The 14,884-nt window shown below is 71.9% G+C and carries 13 protein-coding genes and 1 pseudogene; 10 read left to right on the top strand and 4 right to left on the bottom strand.

Annotated features, from left to right (window positions below):
• Positions 1–28: 28 nt before the first annotated feature.
• The 7 genes from ACFYST_RS03140 to ACFYST_RS03110 all read left to right on the top strand — a co-directional run bounded on the left by ACFYST_RS03140 (position 29) and on the right by ACFYST_RS03110 (position 6,961).
• Positions 29–1,216, top strand: a complete 1,188-nt coding sequence (locus ACFYST_RS03140) for a homogentisate 1,2-dioxygenase (protein WP_387859484.1) — start codon at positions 29–31, stop codon at positions 1,214–1,216.
• Complete coding sequence (locus ACFYST_RS03135; RefSeq protein WP_387859482.1) at positions 1,195–2,004, top strand: hypothetical protein; 810 nt, start codon at positions 1,195–1,197, stop codon at positions 2,002–2,004. Before ACFYST_RS03140 ends, ACFYST_RS03135 begins: the two co-directional genes overlap by 22 nt.
• A complete protein-coding gene (gene fahA / locus ACFYST_RS03130; protein WP_387859480.1) occupies positions 2,001–3,224 on the top strand; it encodes a fumarylacetoacetase in 1,224 nt (407 codons plus the stop codon). Before ACFYST_RS03135 ends, fahA begins: the two co-directional genes overlap by 4 nt.
• Positions 3,225–3,384: 160 nt before the next feature.
• Positions 3,385–4,422, top strand: coding sequence for an enoyl-CoA hydratase/isomerase family protein (locus ACFYST_RS03125; protein ID WP_387859479.1), 1,038 nt, complete (start codon positions 3,385–3,387; stop codon positions 4,420–4,422).
• A gap of 95 nt (positions 4,423–4,517) precedes the next feature.
• The gene (locus tag ACFYST_RS03120; protein WP_387635113.1) at positions 4,518–5,294 is read left to right on the top strand and encodes an enoyl-CoA hydratase; all 777 of its coding nucleotides are present in this window, start codon (positions 4,518–4,520) and stop codon (positions 5,292–5,294) included.
• Positions 5,295–5,475: 181 nt separating this feature from the next.
• Positions 5,476–6,231 (top strand): hypothetical protein, encoded by a 756-nt coding sequence (locus ACFYST_RS03115; RefSeq protein ID WP_387859478.1) that lies wholly within the window; start codon positions 5,476–5,478, stop codon positions 6,229–6,231.
• An 82-nt stretch (positions 6,232–6,313) separates the two neighbouring features.
• The gene (locus tag ACFYST_RS03110; RefSeq protein ID WP_387859477.1) at positions 6,314–6,961 is read left to right on the top strand and encodes a class I SAM-dependent methyltransferase; all 648 of its coding nucleotides are present in this window, start codon (positions 6,314–6,316) and stop codon (positions 6,959–6,961) included.
• Between the two features lie 75 nt (positions 6,962–7,036).
• Here ACFYST_RS03110 and ACFYST_RS03105 read toward each other — a convergent pair whose 3' ends face one another.
• From ACFYST_RS03105 to ACFYST_RS03095, 3 genes are all read right to left on the bottom strand, one after another.
• The gene (locus ACFYST_RS03105) at positions 7,037–7,222 is read right to left on the bottom strand and encodes a KOW motif-containing protein (protein WP_387635121.1); all 186 of its coding nucleotides are present in this window, start codon (positions 7,220–7,222) and stop codon (positions 7,037–7,039) included.
• A gap of 354 nt (positions 7,223–7,576) precedes the next feature.
• Positions 7,577–8,593 carry a VanZ family protein gene (locus ACFYST_RS03100; protein WP_387859475.1) on the bottom strand — a complete coding sequence of 339 codons (1,017 nt, stop codon included), beginning with the start codon at positions 8,591–8,593 and terminating at the stop codon, positions 7,577–7,579.
• Between the two features lie 50 nt (positions 8,594–8,643).
• Entirely contained in the window at positions 8,644–10,494 is a 1,851-nt protein-coding gene (locus ACFYST_RS03095; protein ID WP_387859473.1) for an NAD-binding protein, read from the bottom strand.
• Between the two features lie 163 nt (positions 10,495–10,657).
• On the opposite strand from ACFYST_RS03095, the gene ACFYST_RS03090 reads away from it, so the two are divergent.
• The gene (locus tag ACFYST_RS03090) at positions 10,658–11,257 is read left to right on the top strand and encodes an HdeD family acid-resistance protein (protein WP_387859471.1); all 600 of its coding nucleotides are present in this window, start codon (positions 10,658–10,660) and stop codon (positions 11,255–11,257) included.
• Positions 11,258–11,317: 60 nt separating this feature from the next.
• Here the strand turns inward: ACFYST_RS03090 and ACFYST_RS03085 are convergent, their stop codons facing one another.
• On the bottom strand, positions 11,318–12,655 hold the full coding sequence (locus tag ACFYST_RS03085; RefSeq protein WP_387859469.1) for a lipase family protein: 1,338 nt from the start codon (positions 12,653–12,655) through the stop codon (positions 11,318–11,320).
• A gap of 171 nt (positions 12,656–12,826) precedes the next feature.
• Between ACFYST_RS03085 and ACFYST_RS03080 the strand changes: the two genes are divergently transcribed.
• Together ACFYST_RS03080 and ACFYST_RS03075 are read left to right on the top strand one after the other, a co-directional pair.
• On the top strand, positions 12,827–14,050 hold the full coding sequence (locus tag ACFYST_RS03080; protein WP_387859468.1) for a PucR family transcriptional regulator: 1,224 nt from the start codon (positions 12,827–12,829) through the stop codon (positions 14,048–14,050).
• A gap of 117 nt (positions 14,051–14,167) precedes the next feature.
• A pseudogene (locus tag ACFYST_RS03075) lies at positions 14,168–14,884 on the top strand (hypothetical protein); the annotation flags it as partial.

Here is a 14,884-nt window from a genome sequence, read left to right as displayed (position 1 = left end):
ACCAGGGCGACGAGGGAGAAGCGGGACGATGGCGTACTACCGGCAGCTGGGCTCGGTGCCACCCAAGCGGCACACCCAGCACCGCACCCCCGAAGGGGGCCTCTACTACGAGGAGTTGATGGGCGAGGAGGGGTTCTTCTCGGACTCCTCGCTGCTGTACCACCGGCACATCCCGTCGGCGGTCACGGCCGCCGCGGTGTGGGAGCTGCCGGACCAGTCCACCACCGCCAACCTGCCGCTGCTCCCCCGTCACCTGAAGCTGCACGAGCTGTTCCCCGGCCAGGAGTGGAAGTCGGCGGACGTCGTCACCGGCCGCCGGCTGGTGCTCGGCAACGCCGACGTGCGGATCTCCTACGTCGCGGCCGGCGCGCCCAGCGAGCTGTACCGCAACGGGCTGGGCGACGAGTGCGTGTACCTCGAGTCGGGAACCGCCGTACTGGAGTCGGTCTTCGGCACCCTGACGGTCGGCCAGGGCGACTACGTGATCATCCCCCGGGCCACCACGCACCGCTGGGTGCCGACCGGGGACGAGCCGCTGCGCGCCTACTGCATCGAGGCGAACAGCCACATCACCCCGGCCCGCCGCTACCTCTCCAAGTACGGGCAGCTGCTGGAGCACGCCCCGTACTGCGAGCGCGACCTGCGCGGCCCCGAGGGCCCGCTGCTGGTCGAGGGCGGCGAGGTGGACGTCCTGGTCAAGCACCGCGGCCCGGGCGGCGTGGCCGGCACCCGCTACACCGTGCCGGACCACCCGTTCGACGTGGTGGGCTGGGACGGCTGCCTTTACCCGTACGCCTTCAACATCGCGGACTTCGAACCGATCACCGGGCGGGTGCACCAGCCGCCGCCGGCCCACCAGGTGTTCGAGGGCAACAACTTCGTGATCTGCAACTTCGTGCCGCGCAAGGTGGACTACCACCCGCTGTCGATCCCCGTCCCGTACTACCACGCGAACGTGGACAGCGACGAGGTGATGTTCTACTGCGGCGGCAACTACGAGGCCCGCAGGGGCTCCGGCATCGGACAGGGGTCGATCTCGCTGCACCCGGGCGGCCACACCCACGGCCCGCAGCCGGGCGCGTACGAGCGCTCGATCGGCGTGGAGTTCTTCGACGAGCTGGCGGTGATGGTGGACACCTTCCGCCCGCTGGAGCTCGGCGAGGCCGCCACCGCCAGCGAGGACCCGAACTACGCATGGACCTGGGCGAGGCGATGAACGTACCCGAGCTGTACCGGGGGCTCTTCGACGACGCGGCGGTCTTCCCGCCCGGCGACCTGCCGCTGGCCGAGGCCGTCCCCGCGCACCGGACGCACCGCGCCGCCCCGTACGCGGGGGCGGTCGGCCCGCTGCTCGCGCCGATCGACAAGCTGGACGAACTCGCTTCGGCGGCACCGGAGTTCCCGATCGTGGTGACGGTGCCGACCGGCCGGCTGGCGGAGGCGCTGAAGGCCGCGGCGGGCCTGCCGCTGGCGGGCGTGGAGTACCTGGCCGGCGAGGACGTGCGGGCGGCGGTGGCGGAGCTGGACGCGCTGCTGCCGGACGGCGTCGGCGCGGCCGTCGAGGTGTCGCGCTCTTTCACGCTCTCCGATCTGGACGCCCTGGCGGGCACCCGCTACCGCGCCAAGTACCGGACCGGCGGCCTGAGTTTCGCGGCGTTCCCGAGCGTCGCCGAGCTCGCCTCCTTCCAAGTGGCGTGCGCCGAGCGGGAGTTGGCGTACAAATGCACGGCCGGCCTGCACCACGCCGTCCGGCACACCGACCTGGGCACCGGCTACGAGCACCACGGTTTCCTCAACGTGCTGCTGGCGGCCGGGAGTTCGGACCGGGACGAGGCCACCGAGCTGCTCGCCGAGCGCGACGGGGCCCGGCTGGCGACCGCCGTGCAGTCGCTGACGGAGCACCAGACCGCGCGGATCCGCTCCGCGTTCACCGCCTTCGGCACCTGTAGCATCGCCGAGCCGTTGGAAGACCTCGCCCGACTCGGCCTCCTGGAGAACTCTTGACCACCACCACCTGGCTCGATCTGCCCGCGGACTCGCCGTTCGGCGTGCACAACCTGCCCTACGGCGTGTTCACCGCCCCCGACTGGCCCGGCCGGCGGATCGGCGTGCGGATCGGCGAGCAGGTGCTGGACGCCGGCGCGGCTGCCCGCGCGGTCGGCAGCCCGTCCGAGCTGCTCGATCTGCTCGCCGCCGAGACGCTCAACCCGCTGATGGCGGCGGGCCGTTCGACCTGGCAGTCGGTGCGCGCCGCGCTCACCGAGTGGCTCACCGACCCCGCCCACCGGGCGGCCGTCGAGCCCTGCCTGCTCGACCTGGCGGACGTCCGGCTGCACCTGCCGTTCGAGGTCGCCGACTACGTCGACTTCTACGCCTCCGAGCACCACGCCACCAACCTGGGCAAGATCTTCCGCCCGGGTTCGGAGCCGCTCACCCCCAACTGGAAGCACCTGCCGATCGGTTACCACGGCCGCTCCGGCACCATCGTGGTCTCCGGCACCCCGGTGACCCGCCCGCACGGCCAGCGCAAGGCCCCCGCGGACCCGGCTCCCTCGTTCGGGCCGAGCCGCCGCCTCGACATCGAGGCCGAGGTCGCGTTCGTCGTCGGCACGCCCAGCGCCATGGGCACGCCGGTGGCGCTCGCCGACTTCGCCGAGCACGTCTTCGGTGTCTGCCTGCTCAACGACTGGTCGGCGCGCGACATCCAGGCCTGGGAGTACGTGCCGCTCGGCCCGTTCCTCGGCAAGTCCTTCGCCACCTCGGTCTCCCCCTGGGTGGTCCCGCTGGAGGCCCTGCAGCACGCCCGGGTCACCCCGCCGGCCCGCGACGTCGAGCCGCTGCCGTACCTCGACGACCGCGACGCCGAACCCTGGGGCCTGGACCTGGCGATCGAGGTCGCGCTCAACGGCCGCACCATCTCCCGCCCGCCGTTCGCCTCCATGTACTGGACCGCCGCCCAGCAGCTGGCCCACCTCACCGCGAACGGCGCCAGCCTGCGCACCGGCGACCTGTACGCCTCCGGCACGGTCTCCGGCCCCGAGCCGGACACCCGCGGCGCGCTCATCGAACTGACCTGGAACGGCGAGCACCCGCTCAAGTTCCCCGACGGCACCACCCGCACCTTCCTCGAGGACGGCGACGAGGTGTCCATCAGCGCCACCGCCCCCGGCCCGGGGGGGCTGCGGGTCGGCTTCGGCGAGGTCACCGGGCAGATCGTCGGCTGATCTGTCTCTCTGTGGGCTGCGGGTGCGTCAACGGCGCGCCCGCAGCTCGCCGCTGTTCGGGTGAGAGTCCCGCCCGCTCCTTGACCGAGCCGGCCCGGTACCGTGCACCGGAAGATCGTCGTACTTTTCTCGAACTTTCCGGGACGGAGCGGTGGCAGCAATGACGGACACCCCGCAGGACGTGCTGATCGAGCGGACCGGCCGCACCGGCCGGATCACCCTCAACCGCCCACGCGCCCTCAACTCGCTGACCCACGGCATGCTGGAGACCGTCCGCGCCGCGCTCGACGCCTGGGCCACGGACGACCGGATCTCGGCCGTTCTGCTCACCGGCGCCGGCGAACGCGGGCTGTGCGCCGGGGCCGACATCCGCGCCATCCACGACGACGCCAAGCTCGGCGGCGCCGGCGGCCGGGCGTTCTTCCGCGTCGAGTACCCCCTCAACGAGCTGATCTCCCGCTACCCCAAGCCGTACCTCGCGCTGATGGACGGCATCACCATGGGCGGCGGCGTCGGCCTGTCCGCGCACGCCGCGATCCGGATCGTCACCGAACGCACCGCCGTCGCCATGCCCGAAACCCGCATCGGCCTCGTCCCCGACGTCGGCGGCAGCCGCCTGCTCGCCCTCGCCCCCGGTGAACTCGGCACCCACATCGGCCTCACCGCCGCCACCATGACCGCCGGCGACGCACTGTACTGCGGCTTCGCCGACCACTTCGTCCCCTCCTCCGCGCTGCCCTCCCTGCTCTCCGCCTCCGATCCCGTGGCCGAGGCCGCCGCTCTCGCCCAGCCCGCCCCCGCGTCCGAACTCGCCTCGCAGCGCGAGTGGATCGACCACTGCTACGCCGCCGACAGCATCGAGGAAATCCTCGACCGCCTCCAGGCCACCGGCCTCCCCGAGGCCAAGGAAGCCGTCGAACAGTTCCTCGCCAAGTCCCCCACCATGCTCAAGGTCACCCTCGCCGCCCTGCGCCGGGCCCGTTCCCTGCCCTCACTGGCCGCCACCCTCGAACAGGAGTACCGGATCTCCTGCGCCGCCCTCACCCACCACGACCTGGTCGAGGGCATCCGGGCGCAGGTCGTCGACAAGGACCGCAACCCGCGCTGGAGCCCCGCGTCGCTCTCCGAGGTCACCACCGACGACGTCGCACGCTTCTTCGTGACCCCCGAGGGCGGAGACCTGTCTTTGCCGAGGTGACCATCGTCTCGCCTGTCGAGACTGGCATCCGGGGCGGCGTTCCGAGATCGTATCCACCGTCAGTGTTCCGCTCAGCGTGGAGAGGATTTGCGGCGATGACCGAGTACGAGACGATCCTGGTGGACCGCAAGGGCCGGGTCGGCATCATCACCCTCAACCGCCCCAAGGCGCTCAACGCGCTCAACACCCAGCTGATGACCGAGGTGGTGGCGGCCGCCAAGGCCTTCGACCGCGACCCGGAAATCGGCGCCATGGTGATCACCGGCTCCGAGAAGGCCTTCGCGGCCGGCGCCGACATCAAGGAGATGCAGGACAACCGCTTCCCCGACGTCTACCTCGACGACTGGCTCGGCCCCTGGGACGAACTCGGCCGCCTCCGCAAGCCCGTCATCGCCGCCGTCGCCGGCTACGCCCTCGGCGGCGGCTGCGAGTTGGCCATGCTCTGCGACATCCTGATCGCCGCCGACACCGCGAAGTTCGGCCAGCCCGAAATCAAGCTCGGCGTCATCCCCGGCATCGGTGGCTCCCAGCGCCTCACCCGCGCCGTCGGCAAGGCCAAGGCCATGGACCTCTGCCTCACCGGCCGCATGATGGACGCCGAAGAAGCCGAACGCGCCGGCCTGGTCTCCCGCATCGTCCCCGCCGACCAGCTCCTCCCCGAAGCCTTCTCCGTCGCCGAGACCGTCGCCGCGATGTCCCTCCCCGCCGCGGTCATGATGAAGGAATCCGTCAACCGCGCCTTCGAAACCACCCTCGCCGAGGGCGTCCGCTTCGAACGCCGCCTCTTCCACGCCGCCTTCGCCACCGCCGACCAGAAGGAAGGCATGACCGCCTTCGCGGAGAAGCGGCCGGCCTCCTTCACCAACAAGTAGGGGCGTCGATGGTCCTGCTCTGCCCTCGGGGGGAGCAGGACCATCAGGCAAACGGCCGAGCCGGCCCTACGGTCACAATCCTGAACCAGGGACGGCCCGTTCGGTCGCCCTGGGTGGATCCGGGCTACCTTCCTGGTGGGCAGGTGCTGACCGGGGGGATTGCATGGAGAGATCGATCTGGGTGCGAACAGTGCGCGGCATTTTGCTGTTCGCCTTTGGGGCGTTCGCCTGCCTCGGGATCGCCGGGGTTCTGCTGTGGGGTGCCGCCGAGGCGCTGTTCGACCGGAGCGGCCCGCAGCCGGCGGACGCCGCCGGGTTCGGTCTGTACGTCGATATCGCGATGGCCTGGGCCGTCGGCACGGCGGTCACCGGCCTCGTCGGAGCGACCAACCGGTCGGTGCGCGGAAGTGGCAACTCCCTTGCCTGGCTGGCCTGGTGCGACCTGGCCATGCTGCTCGCCTTCCTGTGGCCGCTCCAGGCGCTGATCGTCGCCGTCCTCTTCGCAGTGAAGGCCCGCGAACGGGCGCAGTGGCAGCGCGCCGCCGCCGCACTCGCCGGGGCCACCCTCCTGGCCACCGGAGCGAGCTGGGGCTTCGCCTGCTACCAGGCCGAACAGCGCTGGACACCGTCAAACCCCTCCGACCAGGCCCTCGTCGGAACATGGACCGGCATCGGCGGCAGGGTGCTGGAGCTCCAACCGGACGGCCAGTACCGCACCAACTTCATCGGCGAAGACCCGGCCCGGGTCTGGGAAACACGGCCACCCGTCTACCTGTCGGGGCACTGGACCCGCACAGGGACATCCGGCCACGGCCAGGGGCAGAGCATCGTCCTGAACGACTCCGAAACCATGGACGTGTACGGGGGCTCCTCCCCGAGCATGCTGTGCGAGCCCCAGGAACTGGACCCCTGCTACTTCTCCATGCAGCGGAAGTAGTCTGCGACTGCCGTACTCGGGCCTGTTTCAGAGGCGGATCAAACGGGGGCGCTCAGAGCCGAAGGATCCATAAGCTGCACTCATGAAGGATCTTGGTAGTCAGATCGCGTACTGGGACGGCGTCGGCGCAACGAAAATGTTCACCCATCCGGTGAATCTCAGCTGGCTGGCAGAGGTGGGCCCGGACGCTCGGGTCCTGGACTACGGCTGTGGATACGGCCGCGTCATGGCCGAGCTGAGCCAGCACGGCTTCCGTGACGTATCCGGAGTCGACCTGTCTCCCGCACTCATCGAACGGGGCCGGCGGTTGCAGCCCGACCTGCGCTTCGCCGTCCTGGAGTCCCCGCCGACCCTGATACACGCCTCGGAGAGCTTCGATGTGATCCTGCTGTTCGCCGTGCTGACATGCGTCCCCGACGGCGACGCCCAGGAAGCGTTGGTCGAGGAGCTGAACCGCGTCCTCGCGCCCGGCGGGCTGCTCTACGTCAGCGACCTGCTTCTGCAGGACGACGAACGAAACCGCGACCGCTACGCCGCCCATGCCCGGAAATTCGGCACACCGTACGGGGTGTTCGCCACCGACGACGGTGCGGTGTGTCGGCACCACGACATCGCGGAGCTGCGCGCTCTTCTCTCGGACTTCGACCCGGTGGACGAGCGCCGGATCGAGGTGGCCACGATGAACGGCCACCGGTCGCAGGCGGTGCAGTTGCTGGCCCGCAAGCGGTAGTGGTCACAGCCACTCGGGGGTCGAGCCGGATCACCATGGCGTGGTCAGCGTTGGCCGCGGCCCGGAAGAACTGCGTCAGTCGGCCCGCACAACGTGCGGCAGCGGGATATCGATCCGGGTCGGGTCGCCGAAGATGTCCACAGTCAGCTGCACGCGGGCCCGCGCGTGGTCGACGGCCAGGACGGGGCCGGTGGAGTCTATGAAGGGACCTCCGATGACCCGTACGTCGTCCCCCACCTGAAGGTCTGTCGGATGCGACATGCTGCCCCTCCTGTTGCTGTTTCCGTGAGCCACCACTGGCGGACGTCAACCTACCCCGGTGGCGCCGGCCGTCCGTTCGCACGGCTGTGGGGCCGGCCACGCGCGGTGCTCGGTGAGTGCTCCTACCTTGGTTCATGACGGAAGGCGCACCCGACAGCGGCCGGGCGGAGGGTGATGTCTCCGGGGCCGGGGATGGCGCCAAGGCTGTGCAGCTTCCGGGGTGGCGGAAGGCGCTCGGGTGGGTGCCCATGTCGCCTCCGAGCACCGATGGGTGCTCGCCGTCTACCTCGGGACGGTCTTCATCGCGTTGCCCGCGCTGGTCATTGTGCTGGTGGGCATCGTCTGAGCACCTGGTCAGTCCCGGCGGAACTCGACCACCCGGCTGTTCCGATCGACGTCCACGTGGACCGTTCCGCTGCCGAGCGCGTAGGTGAAGCGTCGGCGTCCGCCCTGCCCGCCGTGGGGGGCGAACTGAGGTTCGCCGGTGGCGGCGGGGCACCACTGGGCGAGGAAGCGGTCGGCGGCTTCGCGGGCCTGTTGCTCGGTGGCGGGGCCGGGGTCGGGCTCGTCGGGGAGGAATCCGCCGTCGAGGCTGAGCAGCAGCCCGGACGGCCAATCCAGGGTGAAGAACTGGTGCTCGCCGGTGACGACCACTCGCTCGATCCCGGGGCCGCCCAGCTCGTACTGCACCGCGACCACCCTGCTACCGGGGCCGAACAGCAACTCGGCGTCCCGGAGGGCGAGTTCGCGCTGGTGGCCGGTGGCTGCCGAGGCTCCGATGGCGACCGTCGGCTCCAGCACCAGGAAGTGCAGGGCCAGTACCGGCGCCCCGAGCGCCACGGCGAGGGCGGAGCCGAACGCCAACTCCCGCCTGGCGGGCCGTATCCGGCGGCGCTGGACAAGGCGCACGGCGCAGCCGAGCAGTACGCCGGCCAGGCCGCCGAGGGCGTTGGCGGCGAGGTCTCCGCTGTCGCAGGCGCGGCCGATGAACGGGAGCATGCCCTGGACGGTCTCGGTGACGGCGGTCAGGGCCAGGACGGAGACCGCCACCAGGGCGGGGCGGCCGAAGGCCAGGACGGCGAACAGGCCGATCGGGACGTACATCAGCAGGTTGAGCTGGCCCTGTTCGGCGCCGAGGGTGAAGGCGAGGTCGGCGCCCCAGGTGCAGGACGGGTCCTGGCTGCCGCCGGGTCCGGTGGGGTAGAGGGTGGCGGCGAGTTCGCCGGCCAGGGCGACACCGAGCAGCACGGTGGGCCAGCCGGGGAGGTTCCGCCGGGTGGCGAGCTTCCACCCGGCGGGGCCGAGCAGCAGGGCCAGCACCAGGAAGGCCGGGATCAGGACGACGTTGTTGTTCAGGACCGCGCCGATCATTGATGCTCCGTCAATCTCCGGTGGGTACAGTCGTGTTGGACCGTACACGACTACTGGATGATACGGGCCAGCCCGGCCCTGGTGGCCGCGACGACGATGTGGTCGCCGGGGGTGAGGCGGCGGGAGCGGTCGGCGAAGTTCCACTGGTAGGCGTCGGCGCGGCGTTGCAGGCGGACGGAGACCACTCGGACGCCGCCGGTGGATTCCAGGTCGCCGATGTTGCGGCCTTCCAGCGCGGAGCCTTCCTCGACGGTGAGTTCGGCGATCAGCAGGACGTGCCGGAACACCGAGAGGGTGCCGAGGACTTCGCGGCCCATCAGGGCGGCGGCGAAGGCGGGGGCGGCCAGGTAGGAGACCGAGCGGGAGGCGACGTTGCCGAGGGTGGCGTACACGTGGTGGGCGAAGTCGTCGTCGAACAGGCGGACCACGATGCGGACTTCGGGCCGGACCGCGCGGGCTTCGAGGGCGGCTTCCAGGTTGGCGGCGTCGTCGGAGGTGACGGCGGCGACGGCGCGGGCGTGCTTGACCCGGGCTTGCTTGAGCTGGGCCTCCAGGGGGCCGTCGCCGATCAGGACGGGTATGCCGAGGGCGCGGGCGGCGGCGATGCCGCGGGCCTGCGGGTCGCGTTCCAGGCAGACCACGGGCAGGCCGGTGGCGTGGATCAGGGTGGCGACCCGGGTGCCGACGTTGCCGAGGCCGACCACGATGACGTGGTCGCGGGTGCGGGCGCCGGGCGGGCGGGGCAGGCCGCGGCGTCCGCTGGCGAGGGCTTCGACGGCGATGGCGGTGACCAGCGGGACGAAGGTGATGCCGCAGAAGGTGATCAGTACCTGGGCGGCGCGGGCCCACGGGTCGCCGAGGGCCTGGTCGGTGGGCAGGTCGGGTTGGGCGGCGCCGGCCGCGTCGAGCAGGGTGGAGTAGAGCGTCCAGCCGAGGCCGGGCGGGTGCTGGGTGCGGTAGTAGAGCACAGCGGCGCCGACCACGATGGCGGCGAAGGCAGTGATCAGGATGACCCGCAGCCGGGTGTTGGTGAAGTACTTGAGGCTGTCCAGCAGCCACCACTTGGCCCGGTTGCGCCAGGGCTGGCGGAGGGCCGGTTCGGCGTCGAGGGGTTGCAGGGCGGCGAGGCCGCCGGGTTCGGGGGCGGGGGCGAGGTCGGGGCGGCCGAGTTCGATCGGGCCTTCGCCGCTGCCGAAGCGTTCGGCGATCCGGATGAAGTCGGCGGCGCGGCCGCCGGTGTCGGGCAGCAGCCGCAGCTGGGTGAGGTCCTGACGGTCGATCCGGTCGGCGACCAGGCACAGTTGGTTGCTGTGGATCTCCTCGTCGTAGGCGACGTACAGGTGGCGTCCGCCGACCTCGACGGAGTGCGGACGGCCGAGGGCGCCGTTGGCGAAGGCCGGTGCGGCGGTGGCGGAGGCGGACAGGGCCGCGCAGTTGGGGAGGAGCTTCTCCAGGTGTTCGCCGAGCCGCTGGTTGAAGATGCGCAGCACGATCCGGACGCCGTGGTTGCGGTTCTCGGCGGCCATCGCGGCGTGGATGTTCTCCTGGTCGGTGCCGTCCATCAGCGCGATGCCGCGGGCCCGTTCGACACCGGCCGCGCCGAGCGCCTCGCCGGTCAGCGTGGAGTACTCCAGTACGGCCGCCACACCGGGTAACTCGGCTATCGCCGGCCCGTATTCGCGCGAGCGGTCGGGCAGCACGGCGACCACCGGCACTTCGTACTGCTCGGTGAGTTCGAGGATCAGCCGGTAGGCGATCGAGTTGCCGCCGCAGACGATGTAGTGCCCCTCGACCGGCCCATCCCCGCCACCGTTCGGTCCTGTCCTGCCGCTGTCCCCTGTGTCGGCCGTGCCGGCCGTGCCGGCTGCGGCCTGTGGGCTCCCCCGCCCCTGATCAGTCATAGCGTCAGATGGTAGACGCCCCGTCAGGACGCCAGGGTGAACAGACGGTATCGGATCCGCACCGGGAAATTGCCCCGTTCGGCGTAGTCCGCCGTGCCCGGAGGCGGGGCGGGCGTCGAGGCTGGAAGCGATCCCTGTTCGCAGCGGCAACCCCGGAGGAGCCATGGCAGACCCCTATCGGACCGACGACAGTCCCGGCCTGGTCGGACCGTTCCAGCAACTGGCCCGGATGGCCTGGCAGGTGGTGCTGGCGGGCGGTCTGATCTCGTTGGCGCTGGGAATCATGATCCTGGTGTGGCCGAAGCAGACGCTGTGGGTGGTCGGCGTGCTGTTCGGCGTGTACCTGGTGGTGATCGGCATCGTGCAGGTGGTCGCCGCGTTCGGTACGCACGTCGCGACGGCGCTGCGGGTGCTGGCGTTCGTCAGCGGCGCGATCTGTGTGCTGCTGGGCCTGCTGTGCTTCCGGTCGGCCGCCCAGTCGATCCTGCTGCTGGCTCTGTGGATCGGCATCGGCTGGCTGTTCCGCGGCATCACGCACCTCTCCGCGGTGGCTTCGGACCCGCTGATGCCGGCCCGCGGCTGGCAGGGTTTCGTCTCCGTGCTGTACATCCTGGCGGGCATTCTGCTGATGGTGTTCCCTGCTCACTCGATCACCGCGCTGGCGATCCTGGCCGGCGTCGCGCTGCTGGTGGTCGGCGTGACCGAGGTGGTCGCGGCGATGCGGATCCGCGGCGCCGCGAAGCTGTATCCGCGCGAACTCTGAGACGCTGTCGGCACGTTGGGCCCGCCGGGGACGCTCCCGGCGGGCCCTTCGTCACATCGGCTATCGGGTGGGCTGCTCGGGGGCGAGCGAGTTGCCGGCGGGGATGCGGCCGCAGTCGCTGGGCGCGGTCTTCCCGGCGAACCGGTCGTTCAGGTAGCCGACGGCGGTGGGTGCCCACGGGACGGCCGCGCCGAGGTGGCTGAGCAGGTCGTACTGCTGGTAGGCGATCCGGCCGTTGCCGGTGGCGCAGTACTGCCGGGCCAGCGCGCGGACGTCGCCGGCCACCATCACGCCGTCGCCGGTGCCGATGCCCGGCAGGTTGGAGTAGGTGCCCTCCAGGACGCCGGCGTTGCCCTGGGCGAGGTAGCCGGGGACGGTGGGGGTGGCGGCCGAGCCGAGGTTGACCTTGTTGACGGCGGCCAGGAACGGGGGGACCGAGTTCGGGTCGGAGTACTCCGGCCTGGCGAGCTTCTTCCAGGTCAGGCCGGGGTACTGGCCGAGCGCGTTGACGATCGACGCGTTCTGCATCTTCGCGTACACCTGCTTGCCGTAGTCGCTCAGGTACGGCGTCAGGTCGAGGTCGTAGGCGCGGGCGACGCCGATGATCGCCATCGGGATGACGCCGGGCCACACCACCCCGCCGTCCACGTACCTCAGGTTGTGCGCGGGGTCGACCAGCAGTCCGCCCTCGGCGAAGCCGACCAGGCGGCGGTTGACGTCCGGCGCGTAGCCGGGGGCGAGGGCGGCGGCCCAGTTGGTGGCGATCGCGCCGCCGGAGTAGCCGAGCAGGCCGAACCGGGTGTTGGCGTTCATGCCGGTCGCCGCGGAGGCGGAGACCGCGCGGATCGAGTCCAGCGTGGTGGTGCCGTACTCGGGCCCGGCGGCGAAGTCGGCCGTCTGGCCCTCGGTGTCGGGGATCACCACGTCGTAGCCCTGCAGCACGAACGGCACCACGAACAGCGCCTCCGCGTTGGGGATCGCCCCGCCGAGGGTGAGGCCGCCGGCGATCGCCCGGGACGGGCCGTCGGCCGGGTTCAGCGAGTCGTAGAACGACTGGTACGACACCGCCTTCGACCCGTCACTGCCCAGCCCCCGCACCACGGTGGTCACCCCGGCGGACGGGCGGCCCTGCGCGTCGGTGGTGCGGAACAGCAGCTGCACGGCCTGCACCGGGGTCGGTATGCCCAGCAGGTGGTACGACAGGGTGCGGGTCTTCAGCACGGTGCCGGGGGCGAACGAGGACAGCGGGGCGCTGCCGTCGTACGCGTAGAAGGTGTCCGTGGCCGCGGAGGCGGCCGTGGCGGTGACGGCGGCCGTGGCAGTGACGGCGGGGGCCGCGGTGGCGAGAGCGGCGGCGGCGAGGGCGGTGGCGATCGTCCGGGCTACGGCTCGGTACATGGCTCTCCCGTTTCTGACGGTTCCGGCTGGGGGACGGGGCGCGACCTGACGGGGGGGTCGAGGGGGGATCGCGCGAGTTACCTACGGGTAGGTAACCTCCGGGGAAACCATCATGGACGCGTCGACCGGCCACGTCGCCGGGCCGCTGCACAGAGATTCGCGAGGTGGATTGTGACCGCGCCCAACGCCCAACACTCCGCCCCCGAACCACACTTCGACGGCACCCCGGTCCACCTGCGGCTGCTCGCCCTCGCCCCCGAACTCGCCGCCGAAGTCACCACCCGCCTGCTCGACCGCCTCCCCGCCTACCACGCGCTGCCGCCCGAACAACTCCGCGGCGAGATCACCCGCCAGGTCGAACGCGCCATCCGGGCCTTCGCCGACGTCGTGCGCACCGGACGGCCGCCCGGCGAGGACGAACTCGCCCGCATCCGCGAATCGTCCGCGCGGCGGGCGGACGAGGGCGTCCCACTCGAATCCGTCGTCGGCGCCTACCACCTCGGCGCCCAACTGTGCGCCGCCCGCCTGCTCACCGCCGCCGCACCCGCCGATCTGCCCGACATCGCCACCGCGCAGGACCGCCTGCTCGGCTACCTCCACGCCGTCAGCTGCGAGGTCGCCGCGGGTTACGTACAGGAACGGCAGGCCGCACTCGGCGACGAACAGGTCGCCCGGCAGGCCCTGCTCTCCCGCCTGCTCGAGGGCGGCGACCCGCACACCGCCGCCGACCGGGCCGGCATCCGGCTCCCCGCCCGCTACGTCGTGCTCTCCCTCGCCATCGGACCGCACCCCGACGAATCCCGCCCCGGCGTCAACCGCTCGGTCGCCGCCCGACGCAAACTCCGCCGCCTGCGCGCCGAGTTGGAGCGCCGCAACCCGGACGGCGTCCCGCTCGCCGCACTCGCCGCCGACGGGGGAACGGTGCTGCTGCCCGCCGCCCCCTTCGAACGGGACGCGCTCACCGCCCTGGTCGAACGGCTCGCCCGGGCCTGCGGCGCACCGCTGATCGCCGCCGCGACAACCGCGCCGCCCGCCGCGGTTGCCGACGCCGTCCGGCTGGCCGCCGAGATCCGGCAACTCGGCCGCGGACCCGGCCTGTACCTGCTCGACGACGTCCTGCTCGAATACCAGCTCAGCCGCCCCGGACCGGCCCGCGACGCCCTCGCCGCGCTCCTCGCCCCGCTCACCGGCCGTCCCGAACTCCTCGACACCCTCCGGGCGTTCCTCACCTGCGGCCTCGACCGCCGCCGCACCGCCGCGCACCTCCTCGTCCACCCCAACACCGTCGACTACCGCCTCCGCCGCACCGCCGACCTCACCGGCCTCGACACCACCCGCGGCCCCGACCTCCTCACCCTGCACGCCGCCCTCACGGCCCACGACACCGTGCTCTGACGCACCCCACCCGCCAACCGCACTGCACGCAACTGGTGGGGAGAACGGCGATGCAGGCGCGACGCGCGGAACGGGGCGGGCAGTGGCACACGCGCTGCGCGCGGCGCGGAAGAGCCGGTGGCACAAGCGCTGCGCGCGGCCGGTACGGAAGAACAACAAAGCAGGCTCGACGCGGGGCCGGGCGGGCAACGGTACACGCGCTGCGCGCGGCAAGCGCGGGAGAACAACGAGGCTGGAGTGCGCGCGGCAAGCCCGGGAGCCGCAGGGCAGGCGCTGCGCGCGGCGAGCCCGAGAACCGCAGCGCGGGCGCTGCGCGCGGCGAGCCCGAGAACCGCAAGGCAGGCGCTGCGCGCGGCGAGCGCGAGAACCGCAAGGCAAGCGCTGCGCGCGGCGAGCGCGAAAACCGCAAGGCAAGCGCTGCGCGCGGCGAGCGCGAAAACCGCAAGGCAGGCGCTGCGCGCGGCGAGCGCGAGAACCGCAAGGCAAGCGCTGCGCGCCGCGAGCCCGGGAGCCGCAAGGCAAGCGCTGCGCGGCAAGCGCGAGAACCGCAGGGCAAGCGCTGCGCGCGGCGAGCCCGGGAGCCGCAGGGCAGGCGCTGCGCGCGGCGAGCGCGAGAACCGCAAGGCAGGCGCTGCGCGCGGCGAGCGCGAGAACCGCAAGGCAAGCGCTGCGCGCGGCGAGCGCGAAAACCGCAAGGCAGGCGCTGCGCGCGGCCGATACGCGGGAACCGCAAGGCAGGCGCTGCGCGCCGCGAGCCCGGGAGCCGCAAGGCAAGCGCTGCGCGGCAAGCGCGAGAACCGCAGGGCAAGCGCTGCGCGCGGCGAGCCCGGGAGC

The organism is Kitasatospora sp. NPDC004614, from assembly GCF_042873675.1.
Taxonomy (GTDB): Bacteria; Actinomycetota; Actinomycetes; order Streptomycetales; family Streptomycetaceae; genus Kitasatospora.
Note: the sequence above shows the minus strand (reverse complement) of the source record. Positions and strands in the feature narration are given on the sequence as shown.